At 37.7% G+C, this 25,274-nt stretch carries 25 protein-coding genes and 1 other annotated feature; of the genes, 23 read left to right on the top strand and 2 right to left on the bottom strand.

Going from position 1 to position 25,274, the window contains the following annotated elements; all coding sequences use genetic code 11:
• The first annotated feature begins 193 nt into the window (after positions 1-193).
• The 22 genes from ACLIBG_RS01935 to pyrE all read left to right on the top strand — a co-directional run bounded on the left by ACLIBG_RS01935 (position 194) and on the right by pyrE (position 21,082).
• A complete protein-coding gene (locus ACLIBG_RS01935; RefSeq protein WP_439311020.1) occupies positions 194-985 on the top strand; it encodes a cell division protein FtsQ/DivIB in 792 nt (263 codons plus the stop codon).
• A 135-nt stretch (positions 986-1,120) separates the two neighbouring features.
• The gene (gene ftsA, locus ACLIBG_RS01930; RefSeq protein WP_439311019.1) at positions 1,121-2,398 is read left to right on the top strand and encodes a cell division protein FtsA; all 1,278 of its coding nucleotides are present in this window, start codon (positions 1,121-1,123) and stop codon (positions 2,396-2,398) included.
• A 73-nt stretch (positions 2,399-2,471) separates the two neighbouring features.
• Positions 2,472-3,599 (top strand): cell division protein FtsZ, encoded by a 1,128-nt coding sequence (ftsZ, locus tag ACLIBG_RS01925; RefSeq protein ID WP_439311018.1) that lies wholly within the window; start codon positions 2,472-2,474, stop codon positions 3,597-3,599.
• 323 nt (positions 3,600-3,922) lie between these two features.
• Positions 3,923-4,831, top strand: coding sequence for a sigma-E processing peptidase SpoIIGA (gene spoIIGA / locus ACLIBG_RS01920; protein WP_439311017.1), 909 nt, complete (start codon positions 3,923-3,925; stop codon positions 4,829-4,831).
• A 32-nt stretch (positions 4,832-4,863) separates the two neighbouring features.
• On the top strand, positions 4,864-5,583 hold the full coding sequence (sigE, locus tag ACLIBG_RS01915) for an RNA polymerase sporulation sigma factor SigE (protein WP_439311016.1): 720 nt from the start codon (positions 4,864-4,866) through the stop codon (positions 5,581-5,583).
• A 142-nt stretch (positions 5,584-5,725) separates the two neighbouring features.
• Positions 5,726-6,508 (top strand): RNA polymerase sporulation sigma factor SigG, encoded by a 783-nt coding sequence (gene sigG, locus ACLIBG_RS01910; protein ID WP_439311015.1) that lies wholly within the window; start codon positions 5,726-5,728, stop codon positions 6,506-6,508.
• 367 nt (positions 6,509-6,875) lie between these two features.
• Positions 6,876-7,136 (top strand): YlmC/YmxH family sporulation protein, encoded by a 261-nt coding sequence (locus ACLIBG_RS01905; protein ID WP_439311014.1) that lies wholly within the window; start codon positions 6,876-6,878, stop codon positions 7,134-7,136.
• A gap of 110 nt (positions 7,137-7,246) precedes the next feature.
• Entirely contained in the window at positions 7,247-7,921 is a 675-nt protein-coding gene (locus ACLIBG_RS01900) for a YggS family pyridoxal phosphate-dependent enzyme (protein ID WP_439311013.1), read from the top strand.
• A 15-nt stretch (positions 7,922-7,936) separates the two neighbouring features.
• Positions 7,937-8,362 carry a cell division protein SepF gene (locus ACLIBG_RS01895; protein WP_439311012.1) on the top strand — a complete coding sequence of 142 codons (426 nt, stop codon included), beginning with the start codon at positions 7,937-7,939 and terminating at the stop codon, positions 8,360-8,362.
• A 6-nt stretch (positions 8,363-8,368) separates the two neighbouring features.
• Complete coding sequence (locus tag ACLIBG_RS01890) at positions 8,369-8,632, top strand: YggT family protein (RefSeq protein ID WP_439311011.1); 264 nt, start codon at positions 8,369-8,371, stop codon at positions 8,630-8,632.
• Between the two features lie 12 nt (positions 8,633-8,644).
• A complete protein-coding gene (locus tag ACLIBG_RS01885; protein ID WP_439311010.1) occupies positions 8,645-9,424 on the top strand; it encodes an RNA-binding protein in 780 nt (259 codons plus the stop codon).
• A gap of 131 nt (positions 9,425-9,555) precedes the next feature.
• Entirely contained in the window at positions 9,556-10,059 is a 504-nt protein-coding gene (locus ACLIBG_RS01880) for a DivIVA domain-containing protein (RefSeq protein ID WP_439311009.1), read from the top strand.
• A 108-nt stretch (positions 10,060-10,167) separates the two neighbouring features.
• Positions 10,168-10,384: a binding site (T-box leader), on the top strand.
• Between the two features lie 74 nt (positions 10,385-10,458).
• Positions 10,459-13,215 carry an isoleucine--tRNA ligase gene (gene ileS / locus ACLIBG_RS01875; protein WP_439311008.1) on the top strand — a complete coding sequence of 919 codons (2,757 nt, stop codon included), beginning with the start codon at positions 10,459-10,461 and terminating at the stop codon, positions 13,213-13,215.
• 295 nt (positions 13,216-13,510) lie between these two features.
• A complete protein-coding gene (gene lspA, locus ACLIBG_RS01870) occupies positions 13,511-13,978 on the top strand; it encodes a signal peptidase II (RefSeq protein ID WP_439311007.1) in 468 nt (155 codons plus the stop codon).
• Positions 13,975-14,883 (top strand): RluA family pseudouridine synthase, encoded by a 909-nt coding sequence (locus tag ACLIBG_RS01865; RefSeq protein ID WP_439311006.1) that lies wholly within the window; start codon positions 13,975-13,977, stop codon positions 14,881-14,883. Before lspA ends, ACLIBG_RS01865 begins: the two co-directional genes overlap by 4 nt.
• A 247-nt stretch (positions 14,884-15,130) precedes the next feature.
• Positions 15,131-15,670: a bifunctional pyr operon transcriptional regulator/uracil phosphoribosyltransferase PyrR gene (pyrR, locus tag ACLIBG_RS01860; protein ID WP_439311005.1), complete on the top strand. Its 540-nt coding sequence runs from the start codon at positions 15,131-15,133 to the stop codon at positions 15,668-15,670.
• 199 nt (positions 15,671-15,869) lie between these two features.
• Complete coding sequence (locus ACLIBG_RS01855) at positions 15,870-16,796, top strand: aspartate carbamoyltransferase catalytic subunit (RefSeq protein WP_439311004.1); 927 nt, start codon at positions 15,870-15,872, stop codon at positions 16,794-16,796.
• Positions 16,750-18,036 (top strand): dihydroorotase, encoded by a 1,287-nt coding sequence (locus ACLIBG_RS01850; RefSeq protein ID WP_439311003.1) that lies wholly within the window; start codon positions 16,750-16,752, stop codon positions 18,034-18,036. Before ACLIBG_RS01855 ends, ACLIBG_RS01850 begins: the two co-directional genes overlap by 47 nt.
• A 69-nt stretch (positions 18,037-18,105) precedes the next feature.
• The gene (locus tag ACLIBG_RS01845) at positions 18,106-18,861 is read left to right on the top strand and encodes a dihydroorotate dehydrogenase electron transfer subunit (RefSeq protein ID WP_439311002.1); all 756 of its coding nucleotides are present in this window, start codon (positions 18,106-18,108) and stop codon (positions 18,859-18,861) included.
• A complete protein-coding gene (locus ACLIBG_RS01840) occupies positions 18,861-19,799 on the top strand; it encodes a dihydroorotate dehydrogenase (RefSeq protein WP_439311001.1) in 939 nt (312 codons plus the stop codon). The genes ACLIBG_RS01845 and ACLIBG_RS01840 overlap by 1 nt, the downstream gene beginning before the upstream one ends.
• Positions 19,771-20,484 (top strand): orotidine-5'-phosphate decarboxylase, encoded by a 714-nt coding sequence (gene pyrF / locus ACLIBG_RS01835; RefSeq protein WP_439311000.1) that lies wholly within the window; start codon positions 19,771-19,773, stop codon positions 20,482-20,484. The genes ACLIBG_RS01840 and pyrF overlap by 29 nt, the downstream gene beginning before the upstream one ends.
• Positions 20,468-21,082: an orotate phosphoribosyltransferase gene (gene pyrE / locus ACLIBG_RS01830; RefSeq protein ID WP_439310999.1), complete on the top strand. Its 615-nt coding sequence runs from the start codon at positions 20,468-20,470 to the stop codon at positions 21,080-21,082. The genes pyrF and pyrE overlap by 17 nt, the downstream gene beginning before the upstream one ends.
• A gap of 28 nt (positions 21,083-21,110) precedes the next feature.
• Here the strand turns inward: pyrE and ACLIBG_RS01825 are convergent, their stop codons facing one another.
• Positions 21,111-21,890, bottom strand: coding sequence for a class I SAM-dependent methyltransferase (locus tag ACLIBG_RS01825; protein WP_439310998.1), 780 nt, complete (start codon positions 21,888-21,890; stop codon positions 21,111-21,113).
• Between the two features lie 106 nt (positions 21,891-21,996).
• On the opposite strand from ACLIBG_RS01825, the gene ACLIBG_RS01820 reads away from it, so the two are divergent.
• Complete coding sequence (locus tag ACLIBG_RS01820) at positions 21,997-22,857, top strand: LysR family transcriptional regulator (protein WP_439310997.1); 861 nt, start codon at positions 21,997-21,999, stop codon at positions 22,855-22,857.
• A 655-nt stretch (positions 22,858-23,512) separates the two neighbouring features.
• Here ACLIBG_RS01820 and ACLIBG_RS01815 read toward each other — a convergent pair.
• Positions 23,513-25,213 carry an Rqc2 family fibronectin-binding protein gene (locus tag ACLIBG_RS01815; protein WP_439310996.1) on the bottom strand — a complete coding sequence of 567 codons (1,701 nt, stop codon included), beginning with the start codon at positions 25,211-25,213 and terminating at the stop codon, positions 23,513-23,515.
• Positions 25,214-25,274 lie beyond the last annotated feature (61 nt).

The raw sequence follows: 25,274 nt of genomic DNA, 5'->3' as shown, positions 1-25,274 counted from the left end.
ATAAAAATTCAGTGTCTACTATATGTTTACTCGAATAATATGCTATAATTCATATATTACAAGAAACGGTATATTCTATTAAATACCGTTTTATTTTTTAGACAATAAAAAAATTTAAAGCTATACTGCCATAACATAATTATAGTGAAATACACATTCAGTAGCATTAAAAAATAATGAAGGAAGAAAAAATATGAAAGAGAAGAAAGTCGTTTCCATTGAGGATCGGATACCAAAGTTGAAACAAGCTAGAAAAAAGAAAGCGAATCGACGTTTGATCTTTTATCTATCTATTTTTTTCATTTTAATTTCCATCATTGTTTATTTGCAGTCCCCATTGAGTCATATTAAACAAATTCAAGTGAAAGGTAATGAATTTGTATCAAAAGATGAAGTAATTGCATCAAGCAAACTGACGACGAAAACGAATATTTGGACGATTGACAGATCTAAAATTGAGAAAGAAATTGGACAAAACGATGTAATAAAATCAGTCGAAGTTATGCGCAAGCTACCATGGACCGTGGAAATTCAACTTCATGAACATGGTCATATCGGGTATATTAAGGAAAAGGGACTATATCATCCGGTATTGGAAAATGGTGAAGCATTAAAGTCTACTAGCAAGTCTGTCATCGGTGATGCACCTTTATTATCCGATTTTAATGATAAAAAGTTTTTGCTTCAGCTTGCCAAGGAACTGAATCAATTGCCTGATAGTATTATTCGTTTAATATCGGAAATTTCGTGGCAACCGACAGAAAAAAACAAAAATAAGATTATTTTATATATGAATGATGGGTATACAGTAGATGGCACGATTAGGGATTTTGCCAATAAAATGAAAGCATATCCTTCTATTGTAGCCCAGCTAGAACCCGGAGAAGAGGGAATCATTCACATTGGTGTTGGTTCGTACTTTGAAAAAACAGGTTCTGAAGAAAAAAAGAAAGAAACGGAAGAAGCATTGGACGAGTCTTCCTAATTACAATGAGGAATACGATGCCCATTTTATTTCTTTAAAACTTCTTTTTGATTCACATTGATTTAAAATAGTAGTTTAATATATTATAAAGCTAATGGATAATGAAGTTTGACTGATATTAGGAGGTGCCTTTACATGAATAATAGTGAAATTTTAGTAAGTCTTGATATAGGTACAGCAGAAATAAAAATTATTATTGGTGAAGTACTAAACGATTCTTTAAATATTATTGGAGTAGGGACAGCAAAATCGAACGGTATGAAAAAAGGTGCCATCGTAGATATTGACGAAACAGTCCAATCAATCCGAAATGCAGTAGATCAGGCGGAACATATGGTTGGCATGCAAATCGAACGAGTTGTTGTCGGGATCAATGGGAACCATATACAACTCCAACCTTGCCACGGTGTTGTTGCCGTGCAGAGCGATAGCAGGGAGATTAGTGACGAGGATATAACGAGAGTGATTGATGGAGCACAAGTAATATCGATCCCGCCGGAAAGAGAAATTATAGATGTTATCCCGAAACAGTTTATAGTTGATGGATTGGATGAAATAACGGATCCTAGAGGGATGATCGGTGTTCGGTTAGAAATGGAAGGCACAATTATTACTTGTTCCAAAACATTTTTACATAATATATTAAAATGTGTTGAGCGTGCTAATCTGGAAGTGCTCGATATTTGTTTGCAGCCACTTGCTGCTGGAACCATCGCCTTATCAAAAGATGAAAAAAATCTTGGTGTAGCTTTGATTGATATTGGTGGTGGCTGTACAACGGTGTCAGTTTTTGAACATGATCATCTTGTTTCTACAAGCATGGTGCCACTCGGTGGAGATAATATTACAAAGGATCTATCCATCGGGCTGCGAACATCAACAGAGGCAGCTGAAGATATTAAGGTTAACTACGGTCATGCTTTTTATGATATGGCTCAGGAATCAGAAACATTTGAAGCATTTATTATTGGCAGTAATAAGAAAGAAACTTATAATCAACTGGATATTGCAGATATGATCGAGGCAAGACTTGAAGAGATCTATGCATATGCGATAAGGGAAATTAGAAGAATGGGATACAAGGACTTGCCGGGAGGTTATGTCTTAACAGGCGGTACGATGAAAATGCCTGGCGTACTCGACCTTGCACAGGATATTCTAAGATCTAATGCACGGATTGCCATACCGGATTACATTGGTGTTAGAGAACCGCAGTTTACGGTAGGAGTTGGAACCTTGCAATTTGCTTACCGTAATGCGAAAATACAAGGAAAAGAATTATTTCCTTCTGTCGTTATGATGTCGAATGAACAGCCTGTTAAACGTCCTAAAAAGCAGCGAAACAGCACAGAAGGAAAAAAAGAAAAGAAAGAATCAGGCATGGCTAATTTATTCAAGTATTTTTTTGATTAATAACATGTTGTATATATTTTATTTTTAACTGCTTTTTAAATCCTGTGATTTTACATATTAGGAGGAACAAATTATGTTAGATTTTGATACGAATATGGACCAGCTAGCCACTATAAAAGTAATTGGTGTTGGTGGCGGCGGAAACAATGCTGTAAATCGAATGATTGAACATGGCGTGGAAGGCGTTGAGTTTATTGCAGTTAATACAGACTCCCAAGCGTTGAATTTGTCAAAAGCTGAAGTAAAGCTACAAATCGGAGGAAAACTTACGCGAGGACTGGGTGCTGGTGCTAATCCAGAAGTTGGAAAAAAAGCTGCTGAAGAGAGTAAAGAACAAATAGAAGAAGCCTTGCAAGGTGCCGACATGATCTTTGTCACAGCAGGTATGGGCGGTGGAACCGGCACAGGTGCTGCCCCTATCATTGCTCAGGTTGCCAAAGACCTTGGTGCATTAACTGTCGGGGTTGTTACTCGCCCGTTTACGTTTGAAGGAAGAAGACGTTCGACACAAGCAATTAGCGGGACAGATACATTAAAAAGCAGTGTAGATACGTTAATTGTTATTCCGAATGATCGACTCTTGGAAATTGTTGATAAGAACACGCCGATGTTAGAGGCGTTTAGAGAGGCAGATAATGTCCTACGTCAAGGGGTACAAGGTATTTCAGACTTAATTGCGAAGCCTGGCTTAATTAATGTCGACTTTGCAGACGTAAAAACGATTATGTTTGATAAAGGGTCAGCTTTAATGGGGATTGGTGTTGCAACCGGAGAAACTCGCGCAACAGAAGCCGCAAAAAAAGCGATTTCCTCTCCATTATTGGAAACTTCCATCGATGGAGCACACGGTATTTTAATGAATATATCTGGTGGGACAAACTTAAGTCTTTATGAAGTACAGGAAGCGGCGGATTTAGTTACATCAGCTGCCGACGAAGAAGTTAATGTTATTTTCGGTTCGGTCATTAATGAAAACTTAAAAGAAGAAATTATTGTTACGGTCATCGCTACTGGCTTTGATGAATCCAAACGCATGGATAATCAGCAAAGTAAACGACCGGTTACCCATCACCATCAGCATGCAGCTGCAAAAACAACGGAACCGGATCATGAGGAAGAAATGGATCATTCTTCTGTTCAGCAGGAAGGCACGTTAGATATCCCAACATTCCTTAGAAATCGTAATCGAAATCGCCGATAAATATAAAAATTACTTACTTAGCTCAACGCTCGGAATAATATCCGAGTGTTGAGCTTTTTTATATGGAAAAGATTAGTCTGTACTTGCTATCAATAAACAAATAAACAGGTAAAAGTAGACGTATATATACGAGTATGTACGAAAGTATATGTTTCTTTTTCAGCACCCGACAAACTTGCCGAAAACTAGCTTAAATTAGTCGTGATCTGCATACAGGATATGACAGACTTTTTATTGTAGCTCAGTTATACTTCATATATTGAACGGGCCATTATGTTGTTGGACTGATTCTTGTTGATGCTGGTGCAGAGAGGAAGAGCGACGTGACAATATATTTGGATGCGGTCTGGCTCTTAAATTTTTTAATTGACATGATGCTTTTAATGCTGACACAAGCATTGGCAAAAGATAATACAAAAAAGATACGAATTATAATTGGATCTTTTATTGCTTCCCTCCTGGTACCAATTTCTATTTATTTTCCAGGCACTTTTTTTACAACCTTTTTCGGGAAAATCGTTTACTCTGTCATCATTATTTTGAGTGCTTTCCAGTTCATTTCCGTTAATAAAGTGTTGAAGCTCCTGTTTCTTTTTTACTTTACTTCATTTGCTATTGGGGGTGGATTAATCGGGGTACACTTTTTACTGCAAGATACATATCAGTTATCGGAAAATGGATTTTTAACTTTTCAAGGAGGGTATGGAGATCCGATTAGTTGGATGTTCGTTATTATAGGGTTTCCTTTCATTTGGCTATTTACAAAAACTCGCATGGACAAGCACGCAATTGAAAAAATCCGCTATGATCAGCTATGCCCCGTCACTATTCAAATGAAAGGTAAATCCTTTCAAACGGTAGGATACATTGATAGCGGGAACCAATTAGTAGACCCCTTGACAAAAAAACCTGTTATTATTTGTGACGAACAGTTTTTGTTGCAATGGTTCACAAAAAAAGAATGGGAACTGTTGAATGTTGCGTTTAAAACGCTTAACATGGATGAATTTCCAAGCGGGTGGGAAAAAGATATCTGTTTTGTGCCATATCAAGGCGTCGATGGAAGTAGCCAGTTTTTATTAGCATTGAAGCCGGAAAAACTGATTATTGAATATAATGGAGAAATAATAACAACAAGTCAATGTTTAATTGGTATTCAATTTGCAAGCTTATCGAAAGATGCCAGCTATCATTGTTTACTGCAACCACAATTGATTAAGATGGCAGCCTAAACTTACTATATTTACAGAAGGAGCGATGACTGTTGACAGGTTGGAAACTGCGTTTGCGTATGTTCTGGTACAAAGTGTTAATTAAATTAAAGATTAAGTCGGATGAAATTTATTATATTGGAGGAAAAACAGCACTCCCTCCACCATTGGATAAAGAAGAAGAAAGAGAATTGCTGCAGTTATTGCCAGAAGGAGACAAATCCGCACGTGCCGTTCTAATTGAGCGAAACTTACGCTTGGTAGTTTATATTGCACGAAAATTTGAAAATACAGGAATCAATATTGAAGACCTAATAAGCATAGGGACGATTGGTCTGATTAAAGCAATTAATACATTCAATCCGGAACGGAAAATCAAGTTGGCAACTTATGCATCCCGATGTATTGAAAATGAAATATTAATGTACTTAAGGAGAAATAATAAACTGAGATCTGAAGTCTCCTTTGACGAACCATTGAATGTTGACTGGGATGGGAACGAATTATTATTGTCAGACGTCCTCGGAACGGAAATTGATATTATAACGCAAAATCTGGAAACGAAAGTAGATAAACAATTACTGAAAAACGCTTTATCTCAGCTTAATGATCGGGAAAAACAAATTATGGAATTGCGATTCGGTTTAATTGGCGTCGAAGAAAAAACGCAAAAAGATGTAGCAGATATGCTTGGAATATCTCAATCCTATATTTCCCGGTTGGAAAAGAAAATTATTAAAAGACTGCAAAAAGAATTTAATAAAATGGTATAGGGGTTAAACCCTGTATCCACGTTTGTTTTCCATAAATCCAAAATATTTCAACCATTTTTTTACTTTGCTAGCTTGCATAAAAAAACTTCCGGGAGGAGATACTGTCCTCATACAGCATCACCAACTGGGAGGTAGAAAAAGCATGCTTAGACATAAGGTTGAAATATGTGGTGTTGATACATCAAAGCTGCCAGTTTTAAAAAATGAGGAAATGAGAAAGTTATTTAAAAGAATGCAAACAGAGGGTGACTTAACCGCACGTGAAGAGCTGGTAAACGGCAATTTACGGCTAGTATTAAGTGTTATTAAACGATTTAATAATCGAGGGGAATATGTAGATGATTTATTTCAAGTAGGTTGTATTGGTCTCATGAAATCAATTGATAATTTTGATTTAAGCCACAACGTTCGTTTTTCAACATATGCTGTACCGATGATTATCGGTGAAATTCGCAGATATTTGCGAGACAATAATCCGATCAGGGTTTCCAGATCATTACGCGACACTGCTTATAAAGCACTACAAATAAGGGAAAAACTAATTAGTAAAACACAGCAAGAGCCAACACCAATGGAAATTGCGGAAGAAATGGGTGTTCCTCATGCAGACATTGTTTTTGCAATGGATGCAATTCAGGATCCCGTCTCTTTATTTGAACCGATTTACAATGACGGCGGAGATCCTATTTATGTAATGGACCAAATAAGTGATGATAAAGATTCGGAAGGAACTTGGGATGATAAATTATCATTAAAGGAAGGTATGCATTTATTAGGAGATCGGGAAAAGATGATTTTGAACAAACGTTTTTACCAAGGAAAAACACAAATGGAAGTTGCTGAAGAAATTGGAATTTCGCAAGCGCAGGTTTCCCGTTTAGAAAAAGGTGCGATTGAACAAATGAATAGTGATATGTTTAAATAATCTCTCCCCAAAAAATAGGACAGGAATAACCACCTGTTCTTTTTTTGGGTTTTAGAGGTTGTTCGAAAAGTCACCCAATTATTAGCGGCGAATCTCTTCGTTGGCTTGTTTCTCCGTTGCTCATGTATCTACATGTATACATTCCGCTCCTTGGAAAAGAAGAAGACTTTTCCTGCGTGCGATGCGGATTCAGGGAAGATTTCCTTATGCTTGAAACTACGCCTCCTCGACCTTCTTGCTCCTAATACGGCTCTTTTTGAACACACACTTTTAATGTTTTCGAAAAATACTATTTATAATGTGTTTTCGTTTCTATATGAAAAATTATTCACCTCTTGCATATATATATGGTAAGGTGGTGATCAGCTTGATTAAATTGTCTGAATTACAATTGAAAGAAATTATTGTCGTTAACAGCGGCAAGCGACTCGGTTATATTTTTGACTTAGAAATCGATCCAGATCGCGGTTTTATTATTGCGCTTATTGTTGCAGAACGAGGGGCAAAAGGAACGATGTTTAAAAAGACAGAGGAGCGTCTTATCTACTGGGAGCAAATTGCGACGATTGGCTCGGATGTTATACTCGTAAATGATGGACAAAATCCAAACGATTTTTTACGCAACTAATGAAGAAAACAGAAAATATGGTAAAATAATGGTGAAGCATGTAAAACATGTGGAATTTATATATACTAACTTCATAAGTGATCATTATTTGAACAGGAGAGTATGCAGGAATGGATGTTATAACAAATCTAGCAAATATCGAAACAAAGGTCCAAGAAGCTTGCGAAAAGGTAAATCGAAAAACAGATGAAATAACCATAATCGGAGTAACGAAATATGTTACAATAGAACGAACAGAAGAAGCAATCCGTTCTGGAATTACGAATATTGGCGAAAATCGCGCAGAAGAACTGACAAAGAAATACAGTCAAATTCAAGATAAGGCAACATGGCATTTTATCGGTACACTGCAATCACGAAAAGTAAAAGACGTCATTGATAAAGTCGATGTTATTCATTCGTTGGATCGCATGTCTGTCGCTAAGCAAATTGATAAACGAGCTTCAAGTCCAATTGATTGTTTCATTCAAGTAAATGTAAGCGGCGAGGAAGCAAAGCATGGCCTAGCACCGAATGAAGTACTTCCTTTCATAAAAGAACTTGAACCGTATAAAAACGTTCGTATCGTCGGACTAATGACAATGGCTCCGCATGTAGAAGATGAATCATTATTAAGACGTACGTTTAAGGATTTGGCTGCATTGCGAGATATGATTCAACATGAACAGTTGTCTCATGCACCGTGTGCTTATTTATCAATGGGAATGAGCAATGACTATGAAATTGCAATCGAGGAAGGTGCTACACATATTCGTATCGGTTCCAAATTAGTCGGAGCAAATTAAAAGTGGGGAGATATGATGAGTATTAAAAATAAATTGAAAAATTTTTTCACCGTTGATGAGGAGTATGAATACGTGGAAGAAACAGACATGGCTTCAACAGGTTTAAATGAGAAACAAGAAGGTAAAAATGTGGTTAACTTATCGAAAATACAACAACCTTCATCGAGAGTCGTTCTTTGTGAACCGAGATCATATGATGAAGCACAGGAAATAGCGGATAATATAGTTAACCGTCGCGCGGTCGTTATCAATTTGCAGCGTGTCGACCATGTGCAGGCGAAGCGAATTGTTGATTTTTTAAGTGGCACCGTTTACGCCGTCAAAGGAGATATCCAAAAGCTTGGTTCCGAAACATTTTTATGCACCCCGGATAATGTCGATGTTACAGGTTCTATAACAGAGGCATTCACTGGTGAGAGTGAATTTGATAAAGGATGGTAGACGCTGATGTGGCAGTTATATAATATACTTAGCATTGCCTTGGAAATTTATAGCTTTGCATTACTTATTTACATTTTAATGTCATGGTTTCCGGGAGCAAGAGAATCTGCTTTTGGTAACTTCTTAGGAAGAATTTGTGAACCTTATTTGGAGCAGTTTAGAAAATTCATTCCACCAATTGGAATGATTGACATTTCTCCGATCGTTGCAATCTTTGTTCTGTTTTTAGCAAGAAATGGTTTGCTTGCTTTATTTCAAATGATAGGATGATAGCAGGAAAAAATGAGTATTTATCAGCATTTTCGAGCGGACGAGCACGCTTTTATTGATAAAGTTATATCATGGAAGGAAGCTGTGGAACAATCGTATCGGGTACATTTAACTGATTTTCTGGATCCAAGAGAGCAGCAAATCGTAACTAGCATTGTAGGTACAGTAAATGAAGAAATACAACTCGCTCTTTTTGGCGGTGTTAAAGATACGGAAAGAAAGCGTGTTATTATTGCACCTTTCTATGAAGAAGTAAAAGAAAGTGATTTTCAGCTAGTGCTACTGCAAGCTGATTATCAACGTAAATTCAATGTTTTAACACATCGCGATATTATGGGAGCTTTCCTTTCTCTCGGAATTGATCGGAAGAAGCTTGGAGATATCGTTGTAGATGATGGAATTATTCAAATCATCGCAGCGGAAGAGATTGCCCCATTTGTCTTGATGAATTTAACGAGGATAAAAAATGCTACCATTCAATTGGAACAGACTTCTCTTTCAAATAGACTCGAAAAAAAACTGGAGTGGAAGGAGTCTATTCAAACCGTATCATCTATGCGTCTTGACGTTGTCATCAAGGAAATTTATCGAATTTCAAGAAAAAATGCAGTTGAATTTATTCAAAAAAAAGCAGTGAAAGTTAATTATAAACAAGTAGAGGATTGTGCCTTTCAATTCATGGAAGGCGATTTGATATCTGTTCGTGGAAAAGGAAGAAGCAAGCTTATTAAAGTTCATGGACAGACAAAAAAAGAAAAATGGCGTATTACAACAGCAGTGTTAAAGTTTTAAACGTATGAACATACGTGAATATGTTCAAGTTTTTCTTTGAAATGGTAAGTTCTTGTCGAAAATAAGTGTAGTTATTGGAAATTTGTATTATAATAGAATGAAATGAATCGATTTATAAGGAGGTGGCTTAGTTGTCGTTATCACCGCTGGATATTCATAATAAGGAGTTTACCCGAGGTTTTCGTGGATATGATGAAGATGAAGTAAATGAATTTTTAGATCAAATAATTAAAGACTATGAACTTACGATTAGAGAAAAGAAAGAGCTAGCAGCCCAAGTACAAGAATTAAATGAAAAGATCGGACACTTTACAAGCATCGAGGAGACACTCAATAAATCTATTATAATTGCCCAAGAAACAGCTGAAGAAGTGAAGGGAAATGCACGTAAAGAGTCAAAGTTAATAATCAAAGAGGCAGAAAAAAATGCTGATCGCATAATAAATGAAGCTTTAAACGAATCACGAAGGATCTCAATGGATGTAGAAGACTTAAAAAAACAGGCGAAAGTATTTCGAACCCGCTTGAGAATGTTAATTGAAGCCCAACTGGAAATGGTTGGAACAGATGATTGGGAAGATTTATTTGATGCGGAGCTTGAAAAAGAACATGCGTATACCGAAAAAGCTGAATGATAATGTTTTTTAAACATGGCATCTACCTTGACGTTAGTTGAAATTTTACATATAATTCATTTCATATAAGTTTAATAAATGTAAGATCATTGTGCGAATGAATAAGTATTAAATACGATGATGGGAACTGAATAAAAGCAAGTATTCTGTCCAGCGAATCGGGGACGGTGCAAGCCCGGTACAGAAGGCTTTTATTATATCATCCCGGAGTAGCCATTTGAATAAGAGTAGAATTGGACGGATCATTCCCGTTACGAATGTCAAAGTGAATTTATTATAATTATAAATTTATGAGGGTGGTACCGCGGGTCTTCTCGTCCCTTTTGTGGGATTTGAGGGCTTTTTTTATTTTATGGAATTAAATTACAATAATGAATTTGATGCCGGGAGGATAAATAGATGAATTATAAAGACACACTGCTTATGCCGAAAACAGCGTTTCCTATGCGTGGGAATTTGCCGAATAAAGAACCGATCCGCAGACAGGATTGGGAAGAAAGAAACTTATATGAAAAGAATTTGGAACGAACGAAAGGAAGACCATTATTTATTTTGCATGATGGCCCGCCGTACGCGAATGGAGATCTTCATATCGGGCATGCATTGAACAAAATTTTAAAAGATTTTATTACACGTTATAAATCAATGGCAGGATTTCATGCGCCATATGTTCCGGGGTGGGACACACATGGTTTGCCGATCGAAACCGCATTAACAAAAAAGAAAAAAATTGACCGCAAAAAAATACCAGTTGCCGAATTTCGTCAAATGTGTGCTGATTATGCAATGGAACAAATTGACAATCAACGAGATCAGTTTAAACAATTAGGTGTGCGTGGTGAATGGGATAATCCTTATATTACCCTTACAAAAGAATATGAAGCGGCACAAATTAAAGTTTTCGGGGAAATGGCGAAAAAAGGGTATATTTATAAAGGGTTAAAACCTGTTTATTGGTCACCTTCCTCCGAATCTGCGCTGGCAGAAGCCGAGATCGAATATCAGGATAAACGCTCACCATCTATTTATGTAACTTTTGAAACGTCCGATGGAAAGGGCCTGCTCGAAGGTGGCGAGAAATTCATCATTTGGACAACGACTCCGTGGACAATTCCTGCCAATCTAGGGATAAGTCTGCATCCGAATTTAGAGTACGTTGTTGCAGCTGTAAACGATGAAAAGTATGTCGTTGCCCATGACTTGTTGGACCAATTGGCGGAAGAACTAGAATGGGAAGAAGTAAAAGTAATAAAGACATTTAAAGGTCAAGAAGCGGATAAAATTGTTACGAAGCATCCTTTTTACGATCGTGAATCGATTATCATGCTCGGGGATCATGTAACGACTGAAGCGGGAACCGGTTGTGTTCATACAGCGCCAGGACATGGGGAAGATGACTTTTATGTTGCAAGAGAATATGGTATTGATGCTTTATGTCCAATAGATGAAAAAGGATACTTTACAGAAGAAGCACCAGGGTTTGCCGGGATGTTTTATGATAATGGAAACAAAGCTGTGACAGATAAATTAGACGAAGTAGGGGCGCTTCTTTTATTAAAATTTATTACGCATTCGTATCCACATGACTGGCGTACAAAAAAACCGACCATTTTCAGGGCAACTTCTCAATGGTTTGCATCAATTAAAGATTTCCGTCAGGATATTTTACAAGAAATTAAAGAAGTAAATTGGTATCCTCATTGGGGAGAAACTCGACTATATAATATGGTACGGGACAGGGAAGACTGGTGTATTTCCCGTCAACGTACATGGGGTGTTCCAATTCCAGTCTTTTACGGCGAAGATAAAACGCCAATCATTACCGACGAAACAATTGAACATGTCTCTCATTTATTTAAAGAGCATGGCTCAAATATTTGGTTTGATTGGGAAGCTGAGAAACTGCTTCCGGAAGGTTTTTCATCTGAGCATAGTCCGAACGGAATATTCACAAAAGAGAACGATATTATGGATGTATGGTTTGATTCTGGATCCTCTCATGAGGCTGTTTTAATGAATCGAGAAGACCATGTAAGACCAGCAGATGTTTATTTGGAAGGAAGCGATCAATATCGAGGCTGGTTTAACTCTTCATTATCCACATCTGTTGCTGTGACCGGTAAAGCACCATATAAAACAATTGTCAGTCATGGGTTTGTGTTGGATGGTGACGGTCGCAAAATGAGTAAATCGCTAGGAAACGTGATGGTACCATCTAAAGTATTAAAGCAGCTCGGGGCAGATATTCTTCGATTGTGGGTTTCATCTGTTGATTATCAAGCAGATGTACGTATCTCTCAGGATATTTTAAAACAAGTATCCGAAAGCTATCGAAAAATAAGGAATACCTTTCGTTTTATGTTAGCTAATTTGGCTGACTTTGATCCGAATATCGATGCTGTTGATGAAGCGGATATGGAGCCAATTGACAGATATATGGTCTATCGTCTGCAGGCGCTTATTGCTGATGTAAGGGAAGAATATGACCAATATGAATTTTCATCAATCTTCCATCAAGTTCATAACTTTTGTGCAGTAGATCTCAGTTCATTCTATCTAGATTTCGCTAAAGATATTTTATATATCGAAGAAAAAAACAGTAACAGTCGTCGCAGCATTCAGACAGCATATTATGAAATCTTAACAAGTATTGTGAAATTGTTGACGCCAATTATTCCGCATACGACAGATGAAGTTTGGGAGTATATTCCTGGTGTTGAGGAAGAAAGTGTTCAGCTTACCGACATGCCAAAATCAAGAAAAGTTGAACAGTTTGGTCAAAGCGAACAACAAAAGTGGGATCACTTCATGAATGTACGTAACGATGTATTAAAAGCTTTGGAAGAAGCAAGAAACGACAAAGTAATTGGTAAGTCGTTGGAAGCTAAAATCAAAATTACGCCAAAAGATAACGAAACGAAGCAGGTACTTGACATGATCCCGAATTTGCACCAGCTTTTAATTGTATCTGAAGCTATAGTTTCAGAAAATGATACAGGTGCAAAAGAATACAAGCATGTTCTCGTTTCAGTCGAAAAGCACGCTGGCGAAAAGTGTGAACGATGCTGGATGTCTTCCCATACGGTTGGAGAGAACGAGAAATATGAAGAGCTTTGTACACGATGTGCACATATTGTAGAAGAACATTACGCTTAATAAAACAGAATGACTTTGTTGGAAAGTTTATGTAACAGAAAATCCCTCTGGAAGAGGGGTTTTTTGTTCAATAGGTAAGAAACTATAAAAATTTGTGCATAGCTGACTAGCTTCGACGTACAATATTTCGGTGGGACGAGCATTCACGCGCAGTCCCAGGATGTTGCGATTTTAGCCTGCGGTGGCGCTTGTGCTTTTCTTATTGCACTTTTTCTTGAAAAGTTTTAACCTATGAATATGACTTGTAGTTTATATTAAAACTGAAGTAAATGGTCCTAAAATCGGAGGAACATATATGCTCATATATTATATTATTGCGGTATTTGTTATTATTTTTGACCAGATTACAAAATGGGTCGTTGTTAAGAAAATGGATTTATATGAACAAATTCCGGTCATAGACAATTTTTTTTACTTAACATCCCATCGTAACAAAGGTGCTGCGTGGGGTATTTTGCAGGATCAGATGATGTTTTTTTACATCATTACGATTGTAGTTGTTATTGGAATTATTTATTACATGGAAAAACATGCACGGGAAAGTAAGTTGTTGGCAATTTCACTTAGTCTGATTTTAGGTGGAGCAATCGGTAACTTTATTGATCGGCTTTTTCGTAAAGAAGTAGTTGATTTTTTTGACTTTATTATATTCACATATGATTATCCGATTTTTAATATAGCTGATTCCTCTCTAGTTGTCGGTGTTATACTTATGATTTTCGCGACTCTGTTAGACGAAAAGAAGAAAGGAACAAAAAAATGAAGCTAATAGAACATGTTGTTTCCGAAGCAGAAGAAGCAATGCGCATTGATAAGCTTTTAGTTACGATTAACCCCTACCAATCACGTTCGAAAATCCAATCATTGATCGCACAACAATTGGTTACAGTTAATGGTACAACTGTAAAGTCTAATTATAAATGTGAACGAAATGATATCATTCAGTGGTCATTTCCCGACGAAATTAAACGAGATATTGCTCCGGAAGATATACCGATTGAAATGGTGTACGAAGATGATGATGTACTGGTTGTCAATAAACCTAAAGGTATGGTTATTCATCCAAATGAACAAACAGACAGTGGTACGCTCGTTAATGCACTCCTGTTCCATTGTAGGAGGTTATCCAACATCGCTGGCTCCCACCGACCGGGAATAGTGCATCGTATTGATAAGGATACAAGCGGTTTAATTGTTATTGCTAAAAGTAATGCCGCACACGAACAATTGGCGAAAGATCTTGTCAATAAAAAAATCAAGAGAGTATACGAAGCTATTATACACGGTGTGCTAGATCATGATGCGGGTACAATCGAAGCCCCCATTGCTAGGGATCCGAAAAATAGATTAAGGATGGGTGTTGTAGAAAATGGCAGACATGCAATTACCCATTTTCAAGTTGTTTCACGTTACAAGGACCACACACATGTTGAATGCCGTCTAGAAACGGGCCGAACACATCAAATTAGAGTGCATATGAATTATATCGGACATCCGCTGCTTGGCGATTCGAAATATGGCTCTAAAAAAGGTGATATAAAAGGACAGGTGTTATTTGCAAAAAAACTCGCTTTTAATCATCCAGTCAAGAATGAATGGATGGAATTTGAAGTAAACAAGCCAACAGAATTTCAGGAAATTCTTCACCGTTTGGAAAAAACAACTTGACAAAAGGTACGATGTTTGAAATAATAAATGAAATTAATAATGAATCCTTTAATCTAGTCCTGTGAGGCTAATAAGGTAACGGCGGAATTCTATTGTTATACGTCTGTCCAATCCCTTTCTCCTCATGCGGAAAAAGGGATTTTTACATTATAAAGGATTTTGCTAATTAAAGATTAAGTTAACCTTTTTCATTCAAGTAGATTGTCTTTTAGTTAATACGATGGATATTGTGGTCAGGAGTGAAATTGTGAATAAGAAAACAGCAGTATTAGATCAGTCGTCGATGATGCGAGCATTAACTAGAATTGCCCATGAAATCGTTGAACGAAATAAAGGCGGGGAAAATCTTGTATTAGTCGGGATTAAGACGCGAGGGATACCGTTGGCGAAACGACTGCAAGAAAAAATAAGGCAAATTGAGAACGTAAATGTACCGATCGGTGAGTTGGATATTACGCTCTATCGGGATGATTTAAAAAAAGAAATGGCTGACCCACAACTAAAAGAAACAAATATTGAAGTTGATATTGCAGGTAAAACAATTATATTAATCGATGATGTACTTTATACGGGAAGAACAGTAAGAGCAGCCATGGATGCTGTCATTGATCTGGGCAGACCTGGTCAAATTCAATTGGCTGTACTGATCGATCGTGGGCATCGTGAATTGCCGATTCGAGCCGATTATGTAGGGAAAAACATTCCTACGTCTGACAAGGAAGTAATTGTCGTTAAAATGTCTGAATCTGATCAGCAGGATGACGAAGTTAGTATTTATGAAAAGTAAATAGATGAACCTTTAACTAAATCCAGTGAGATTTAAAAGGTTGCTTAAAGTAGCGTGTTACTATTCACGTATGCCTCTTTGCGACCTTTTCGCAAAGAGGCATATTTTTTCAAGTGAAAAGCATGAAACTTGTCCCTCTGCCACGACGCATTTGTACTTCTGTTCATCAAAACTTTATTTAAAAAAGGGAGAGAGCCTGATGAAGCATTTTATTTCCGTGAACGATTTAAAACCAAAAGAAGTCTTGGAAGTTTTGGAAATGGCCGATCATTATCGTCGGAATAACTTTAAACTGAACCAGCAAATGTTTGCTGCAAATTTGTTCTTTGAGCCAAGCACTCGCACAAAGATGAGTTTTATCGTTGCCCAACGGAAATTAGGAATCGAACCGCTTGATTTTCATACTGAAACATCGAGTATGAAAAAAGGTGAATCACTTTACGATACCGCTAAAACATTTGAAGCGATTGGCGCAGATTTACTAGTCGTTCGCCATGAGGAAGACGAATGGCCAAGGGAAATATGTAATTCCTTATCGATTCCTATAGTAAATGGCGGTGCAGGGAAAAAAGAACATCCGACTCAAAGCATGCTTGACCTGAATACAATTTATCAGGAGTTCGGACGATTGGATAATTTAAATATTGTTATTGTCGGTGATATTAAACATAGCAGAGTGGCGCGATCGAATGCACATACACTAAATAGGATGGGTGCAAATGTTTATTTATGTGCAGCACCTGACTTTATTGACGAAACGCTGGAATTTCCTTATATCACGATGGATGAAGCGGTTGAAATGTGCGATGCGTTAATGTTATTGAGAATACAGCATGAGCGTCATGAACGGTTTTCCAATGTGCTGAATTACCATAATGAATTCGGATTGACAAAAGAACGAGAAAAAAGAATGAAAAAATCTGCAATTATTCTGCATCCAGCTCCAATCAACAGAGGAGTGGAAATCGATTCCGATCTAGTAGAATGTGAACGGTCAAGAATTTTCAAACAAATGTCCAATGGAGTTTATACAAGAATGGCGATTATGACAAAATTATTAAGTGAACGGGGGAAAAATTGTGAAAATTATTTTGAAAAACACCAAACGCTTGCTGTCGCAAAATGAATTCCAAACGTGTGACGTTTTAATTGAGGATAAAAAAATAAAAAAAATAAACAATACGATCACAGAAATGGCTGATCAAGTGATTGATTGTGGAGGGAATTTATTGTTACCTGGTTTTATTGATGTTCATATCCATTTACGTGAACCGGGTGGAGAGCATAAAGAGACAATTGAATCCGGTGCAAAGGCAGCAGCGCGTGGCGGGTTTACAACGGTATGTGCAATGCCGAATACAAACCCGGTTCCTGACCGTGTCGAAACCGTTCGTAATTTGCTTGATAAAATAAATAAAGATGCAGTTGTGCGTGTGTTACCATATGCATCGATTACAAAGAACTTGGCTGGAAAAGAACTGACAAATATAAAAGAAATCGCCAAAGAACCGATTTTTGCATTTACAGATGATGGGGTAGGTATTCAGACAGCACATATGATGTTGGCCGCAATGAAAGAAGCGGCTGCTGTGAATAAAGCAATCGTTGCCCATTGTGAAGACAACTCTATTTTATATGGTGGTGTCTTGCATGAAGGAGATGTTAGCAAGAAGTTAAATTTGCCGGGTATTTCATCTGCATGTGAATCTGTACAAATTGCTCGTGATGTACTGTTAGCCGAAATGACTGGTTGTCATTACCACGTATGCCATGTCAGTACGAAAGAATCCGTCCGGGTCATTCGCGATGCGAAAAAAGCGGGAATTCATGTTACAGCTGAAGTAACTCCACATCATTTGCTTCTTAATGAGCATTCGATCATTAGTGATGATGCTAATTATAAAATGAATCCACCGTTACGTAGCGAGGAGGATCAGCAGGCATTATTAGAAGGATTGATTGATGGTACGATTGACTTTATAGCGACAGACCACGCACCACATGCTGAAGATGAAAAGGCGACAGGATTTTTAAGCGCACCTTTTGGAATTGTCGGCTTGGAAACAGCATTTCCATTGCTTTACACAAAGTTAGTGAAAGAAGGAAAAATGTCTTTATATCAATTGGTGGAATGCCTAACAGTAAAACCTGCCAATGTATTCCAGCTACCTTATGGAAAACTGGAGGAAGGCAGTTACGCTGATATAACGCTGATCGATTTGAATTACGAATACACTATTGATAAACACGCTTTTTATTCGAAAGGAAAAAATACGCCATTCCACAATGATCGAGTGGTCGGTTCACCGGTACTTACCATTGCTGAAGGTAAAGTTGTCTACGAATTGGAGCGTCATATGGCGTAATAGTAAAAGATGTATGCAGGAACGGTTTCCGGCAATAAACTTAACTTTTCATAAAAGGAGTCAATCGTAATGATTAAAAAAGAGAAGATGGAGATTGTCTCCGTATCGGAGATCGCTATGAATACAGTTGAAATGACTTTGAAAAATAAATATGTCAGTTTACATGCAACACCAGGTCAATTTGTACATTTGTTGATAAAGGGTTATACATTGCGCAGACCCATCTCCATCGCAGATATCGATCGCAATGCAGAAACCATTACGATTCTGTTTAAAATCGTCGGTTCAGGCACTGCAGAACTAGCAAATTATACACAAGGAATGTTCATTGATGCTTTGGGCCCCAGTGGGAACGGGTTCAGTATGGAACAGCCAAAGGATTCAACCGTTTTGCTTATCGGTGGAGGAATTGGCATACCGCCACTTCACTACTTGGCAAAAGAATTCTTGAAGCAAAATATACGGGTCATTTCCATACTTGGATTTCAAACAAAAGCAAGCGTGTTTTATGAAAGCCATTTTCAAGCATTAGGAGACACGTATATTGTTACAGATGACGGCTCTTACGGGATTAAGGGATTGGTCACAGATGTGATTGCACAAGTAGGTGATTTTGATCAATACTATTCATGCGGCCCTCTACCGATGCTTCAGGCAGTTTCGACAAAACTTGAAAAACAAGAGGGGTATTTATCATTTGAAGAACGGATGGGCTGCGGTGTTGGTGCATGCTTTGCTTGTGTAGTGAAAACAAACGATGCTGCCGGTTATAAAAAAATCTGTAAAGACGGTCCTGTTTTTTCAGCGAACGAGGTGGTTATATAATGGATTTATCAGTTAAAATGCCTGGTTTACAATTAAAAAATCCGATTATGCCTGCATCTGGATGTTTCGGGTTCGGCCGTGAATATAGTGATTTTTATGATTTAAACAAGCTCGGTGCAGTTATTATGAAATCGGCAACAGGGGAAGAACGGTTTGGAAATGATACTCCTCGTGTGGCAGAAACTCCGTCAGGGATGCTGAATGCAATCGGTTTGCAAAATCCCGGTGTTAAAAAGATAATAAGCACAGAGATTCCGTTTCTGAAAAGCTACGGGGTTCCACTAATTGCCAATATTGCCGGAAGTACGCTTGAAGAATATGAATATGTAACGAAATCCTTCAATGAAACTGATGCGGTAGATGCACTAGAATTAAATATATCGTGTCCCAATGTAAAAGAAGGCGGAATTCAGTTTGGTACAGACCCAAAGATGGCCGCTCACGTAACAGAAAAAGTTAAAAAGATTAGTAATCATCCTGTTTATGTGAAGCTATCTCCAAATGTAACGGACATAGCAGCGGTAGCAAAAGCAGTAGAAGCAGCAGGAGCGGATGGGATATCAATGATCAACACATTGACAGGGATGCAGATTCATTTGCCAACCAAAAAACCGCTTCTTGCGAATAAGATAGGTGGCTTATCAGGAAGTGCCATTAAACCAATTGCTATTCGCATGGTTTATGAGGTGCGTCGTCACGTTTCAATTCCCATTATTGGGATGGGAGGCATCTCGAATGCAGAAGACGTTTTGGAGTTTTTATTGGCAGGTGCTAACGCAGTCGCAATAGGTACGGCTAATTTTCAAAATCCATTTATATGCCCGGAAATTATCGAAGACCTTCCATCAACATTGGTGAAATACGGATTTACATCCATACAGGAAGTAACACAAAAAGGAGTACATGAACATGAGCAATTCCATTTATCTTGCCCTTGATTTCCCTGATTGGCAAACAACTGGAGCATTTATTGACAATCATGAATTACATGGCATCCCGGTAAAAGTTGGGATGGAGTTATTTTACAAAGAAGGGGTATCGGTCATTGAAAAGTTAAAAGAAAATGGTCATCCGATATTTTTAGATTTAAAGCTCCACGATATTCCAACTACTGTGAATCGAGCAATGCAAAATTTGGCCAAATTGGAAGTCGATATCGTCAATGTCCATGCACTTGGTGGCAGTGAAATGATTAAACAAGCAAAAGAGGGCTTACTTGCTCATGGCGGTCATCATGAAACAAAACTGATAGCGGTAACGATATTAACGTCCATGGATGAGCAGATAATGAGTGAGGAATTGACTTTACCGCATAACCTGAGGGAAAATGTATCACATTTCGCAACACTTGCTGAACGAAGTGGAGCTGACGGAGTCGTTTGTTCGGTTCATGAAGCAAGTGCAATTAAATCGGCTTGTAAATCCCCCTTTTTAACTGTAACACCTGGGATACGTCTTCATGAAACAAATCATAACGATCAAAAACGGATCGCTACTCCTGCATTCGCTCGTAGAAATAATGCAGATATGATCGTTATCGGGAGGAGTGTTACGAGAGCAAACGATTCGCTAAAAGCATATGAACAGGCAGTCAAGGAGTGGGAAAATGGACTTAAACATTGAAATAGCAAGAGATTTACTGGCAATTAAAGCCGTGCAAATTAGAACAAATAACTATTTTACTTGGACATCAGGCATCAAATCGCCTATTTATTGTGATAATCGATTGACAATGTCGTATCCGGAAATTCGTAAAAAGATTATAAAAGCTTTTATTCAACAAATCGAATTAATGGAAATCAAGCCTGACGTTATTGCCGGGTGTGCAACGGCCGGTATCCCACACGCGGCATGGATTGCCGATCAATTAGATTTGCCGATGGTTTATGTACGATCCAAACCAAAAGGACATGGAAAAGGAAATCAAATAGAAGGAAAAGTAGACAAAGGACAAAAAGTGCTTGTCATTGAAGATTTGATCTCTACCGGCGGTTCATCCATCGAAGCAGCCAAAGTACTGATCGATGAAGGAGTGGAAGTTGTCGGGGTCCTGGCCATCTTTACGTACGGACTGGATGAATCAAGAAGACGATTCAGACAAGAAAATATTCCCTTTCAAACGATTACAAGTTTTGAATTGTTAATTGACGCATTAGTGGAAGATAAGGAAATTACGTTAGAAGAAAAAAAGCAGTTACTGGGCTGGCGTGATAAATTATAGGTTTCAATCAAATTGTACAAGCCACCGTTTAAAAACGCTGGCTCGTTTTGTTTTTCTTTTTAACAAGGCATATCCATTCATCAATGGCGAACGAATCAATCTTTGTATTGTTTGTTTTTAATTGAAAGTAGGATTTGATATATGACGGTGCATTTAATAAATGCATTTTGACCTGATCAATTGTAGCTTGATCGTCCAAAGTTCGTCGAACCCACTCATCAAAGGGTAATACTTTTTTTCTTAAATGTTCCTTTGTAATATCAAAATGAGCAGTTTGAAAATACTTTTTCCACGTAGTAATTGAACGTGATTCAACATGGCTGTGATCACGCATTTTTTCAAGCGTGTTAATATATTGGGCCAAATAATAATCATTGGGTGAAACATTGTCAATAAACAGAAATGTACCATTTTTCTTTAATACGCGCTGAACATCATATATGAAGAGTTCGGGATTTGGAAAATGATGCGCTGCAATTCTGCATGTAACGATATCAAACGTTTCATCAAGAAAAGGCAATTGTTCTGCATCGGCTATTAAGTAATGGATGTTTTTAATATCTTTCAAATGATTTCTCGTATTTTCTAACATCGCCTCTGTAATATCGGTTGCAAAAACCGCATCAACTTTATTGGACAACATTTTTGCAACATGTCCGCCCCCAGTTGCAACATCCAATGCAATCATTGATTGATGTGGTTGTAACCATTCAGTCAAAAAGTCGTCAACTTTGGAATGCGTACTACTCGTAATGTAACCTTGTTTATTTTTTGAAAACATCGCCTGTACTTTTTCTTTTCGCTCCATCAAATACCCTCCTTCATTATCTATTATAAACTTATTAATGCACGAGGTTTAATAATGGTATATAATAACATGTAATCACAATTACTTATAGGATAGGAAGATTATTATGAAAATTGATGATTACGAGCTACTCATTAAACTGAATGAAATTGGCACGGTACGCGGGACGGCAAAAGCTGTTTTAATTTCACAACCGGCTGTATCACAAAGGCTAAAATATATAGAAGATTATTTTGGGGAAGCGATCTTTATACGTACGCCCAAACGACTTGTTGTAACTCCCAGCGGAGAAATAATACTCCATCATGCAAAAAAAGTTGTTCAACAAGAACGAAAGCTTAAAGACAACCTCGCACAATCAAGCGAAGAGGTTCGTGGCACGTTATCCATTGCTTGTTCCTCGTTAATCAGTCAACGGTTCCTGCCGAACATTCTCGCTCATTATACAAAGGAATACCCGCTTGTTTCTATTGATCTGGTAACCGGTTTAAGTGAAAATATAAAAAAGGATCATAAAAACTATCATGTCTGTATTATTCGAGGAGAAAAGTTGGAAGAAAGCACGAGTATTCATTTATTTGAAGATCCACTCTATATTTTTGATATCGAACCATTTATCAAAGGCGAAGTTAAAGAACGTCCGTTAATTTCTTTTAAAACAAACGATAGCTTGAATGAGCTTGCTGACCATTGGTTTTATGACCAACAAGGAAAGAAAAGCCCGCTCAAGACGATTCGCGTGGACCAGATTGAAACATGCAAGCAGTTTATGAAACAGGGGATAGGTATGGCAGTACTGCCCAAAAGTGTGTCTGATTCATTAATGGATCATTATGCACATATTCCGTTGCAAGTAAATAATAAAAGTGTTGTTCGTAATACATGGCTGAGTTACCAGGAAGGGATCAGAGATTTACCACAAGTAGACCGTTTTATTAATCTGTTACTGAATAAAACGTTTATTTAAACAGTGAAACTGCACCAAGGTAAAAAACGCCTTATTTCCAAGAGGAACGATTACAAGATAGAGAAGATCAAATAATTATTCTCAAATAGTTGTTGTAAACTGTCACGTAGCTTCAGTTGATTTCCACTTAAGGCGGACGCTTTCCGCGGGCGAGCGCTGAGCCGCTTCGTCGCTACGCTCCTGCAGGGTCTCATCTGTCTCGCTTTCCCGCAGGAGTCGCCACCTTACGTTCCAATCAACATGATATGTTGATCATTAATCTCAAGACTTTAGTTTTTCAGTTGCTTACAGGAAGCAGACCAAAGTTCAACTGTCTTCCGCTCCAAACAACCATCATTAATAGTGCATTTCAACTATAGGGTTATCAGTCACCATACTAGCGCAGAAAATACATGTAGACTCCTGCGGGAAAGCGTAGACGATAAGACACCGCAATGAGCGTTCTTTACGAATGAGGAGGCTTATCGAGAGCCCGCGGAAAGCGAAATGTATTTTTGGAGCGGTAAGAAATCACAATTCAAAATTACGTCGTAGTTTATGGATATTTAGTAGCGACACTTACGCAAACTGCGAAAGGAAAATCCGAACGGAGATTCATCTATGCAAGTTGAATCTTCATTCGGATTATTTTTAGTTACATTTAATACCGGGCGACTTATTTCTGCAGTTTTTTAATCATCTGTTTATCCGGTGTTATAAAAATTGTCTTTTGTTTGTCGTAAGTGACAAATCCAAGTTTCGCGCCCTTTGGTTTTTTAACGTTTCTGACTTTTGTATAATCAATAGGGACGGAGGCGGATTGATGGGCTTTGCTATAGTACGCCGCTAATTGAGCTGCTTCCATTAGTGTTTCTTCACTTGGCTCTTTACCGCGAATTATGACGTGGGAACCAGGACTATCGAGCGCATGCAGCCATGTATCATCACGATGTGCGAGCCGGTGGGTGACATATTCGTTTTGTTTATTGTTTTTCCCTACATAAATCGTCGTTCCATCCGTTGCTGTATATTTTTCCGGTGTCGGAAGAGCTTTTTTGCGTTTTTTAACGTGCTTTTGACGTTTTAAATAGCCCTCTTCTCGGAGTTCCTCTCGAATTTCTTCAATATCTGCCTCTTTTGCACGTTCTAGCTGCTGCAGTAAAAGTTCTAAATAATTTAATTCCTCTTTTGTTTTATTTATTTCACGTTGTACCTTCTGTTTTGAAGTATTTAGCTTACGGTATTTCGTAAAAAAATGTTGCGCATTTTCACTTGGTGTTTTGTCAGGCAGCAATTCGATCGTTAACTCTTTTTGCTCTGGATCATAATAATCAATTACTTGTACAAACGTGTCGCCCTGACTGACTAAATGCATATTTGCTGTTAAGAGCTCCCCCATCTTTTGATAAGTTTGAGCTTTGTCAGCTTTCTTAATTGTCTTTTCGTGAATAATGAGTTTCCGTTTATTTTTTTCGAATTCATTTTTTATAAATCGATAAAGATCTCTCGTTTGCTGTTTGACTCGATCTCTTTCTGCCTTACCTGAATAAAACGTATCAAGCATTTCATTTGTTGTAGAATAAGCCTTTTTTTCCCCTTGAAATGACGTTATGGGAACTACATGAAACGCTTCCTTTTCATTTTGATAGATGGTCGGGGAATACCTTTTTTCTTTCATGAGCGTCTGTATATCGGAAAAGACCTCCATGTACTTTTTTTCCGAGCCTAGATGAGCTCGGTGCACCATTTCCTGTGCTAATAAAGGGGAAATACCATCCAATGACTGTACGATTTGTTTGTCAATTTTACCCGCATTAAAATCCAGTTGTTTGATAAAATCAACACTTGTTATCGCTAATGGATTTTGTTTGTTTTGAATTGGCGGGCGTTTATACGGTGAGCCCGGAAGAATGGTTCGATACCGATTCTGATATGGTGGCACGTGTTTTAAACTATCTATAATATGTTCTTTATGATGATCAAGCAATATAATGTTGCTATGTTTTCCCATTAATTCAATGGTAAGGAATTTGTAGGATATGTCTCCAATTTCATCTCTAGTTTTTAAGTGGAATGTAATAATTCTTTCCAATCCATCTTGCTCAATTTGTTCCACTACGGCGCCTAGAATATGTTTTCTAAGTACCATGCAAAACATCGGAGGTTCGTCCGGATTTTGATACGTATCTTTCGTAACATGAAAGCGAGCATAAGCCGGATGAATCGATAATAACAGGCTATGATTTTTCCGATTGCTTCGGACGGTAAAAACAACTTCGGTCGATGTCGGCTGGTGAATTTTTGATATACGACCGGGAACAATTTGGGTTTGTAATTCTTCAACTACTGATTTCGTTACGACTCCATCAAATGGCATCTTTTTCACCTCACGTGCAATTATAGCATTATTTCGGACAAGTCTGCATACATATTCGTAA

The organism is Virgibacillus sp. W0181 (assembly GCF_051846915.1).
Lineage (GTDB): Bacteria > Bacillota > Bacilli > Bacillales > Amphibacillaceae > JBPYCR01.
This window is presented reverse-complemented; position numbering and strand designations above follow the sequence as displayed.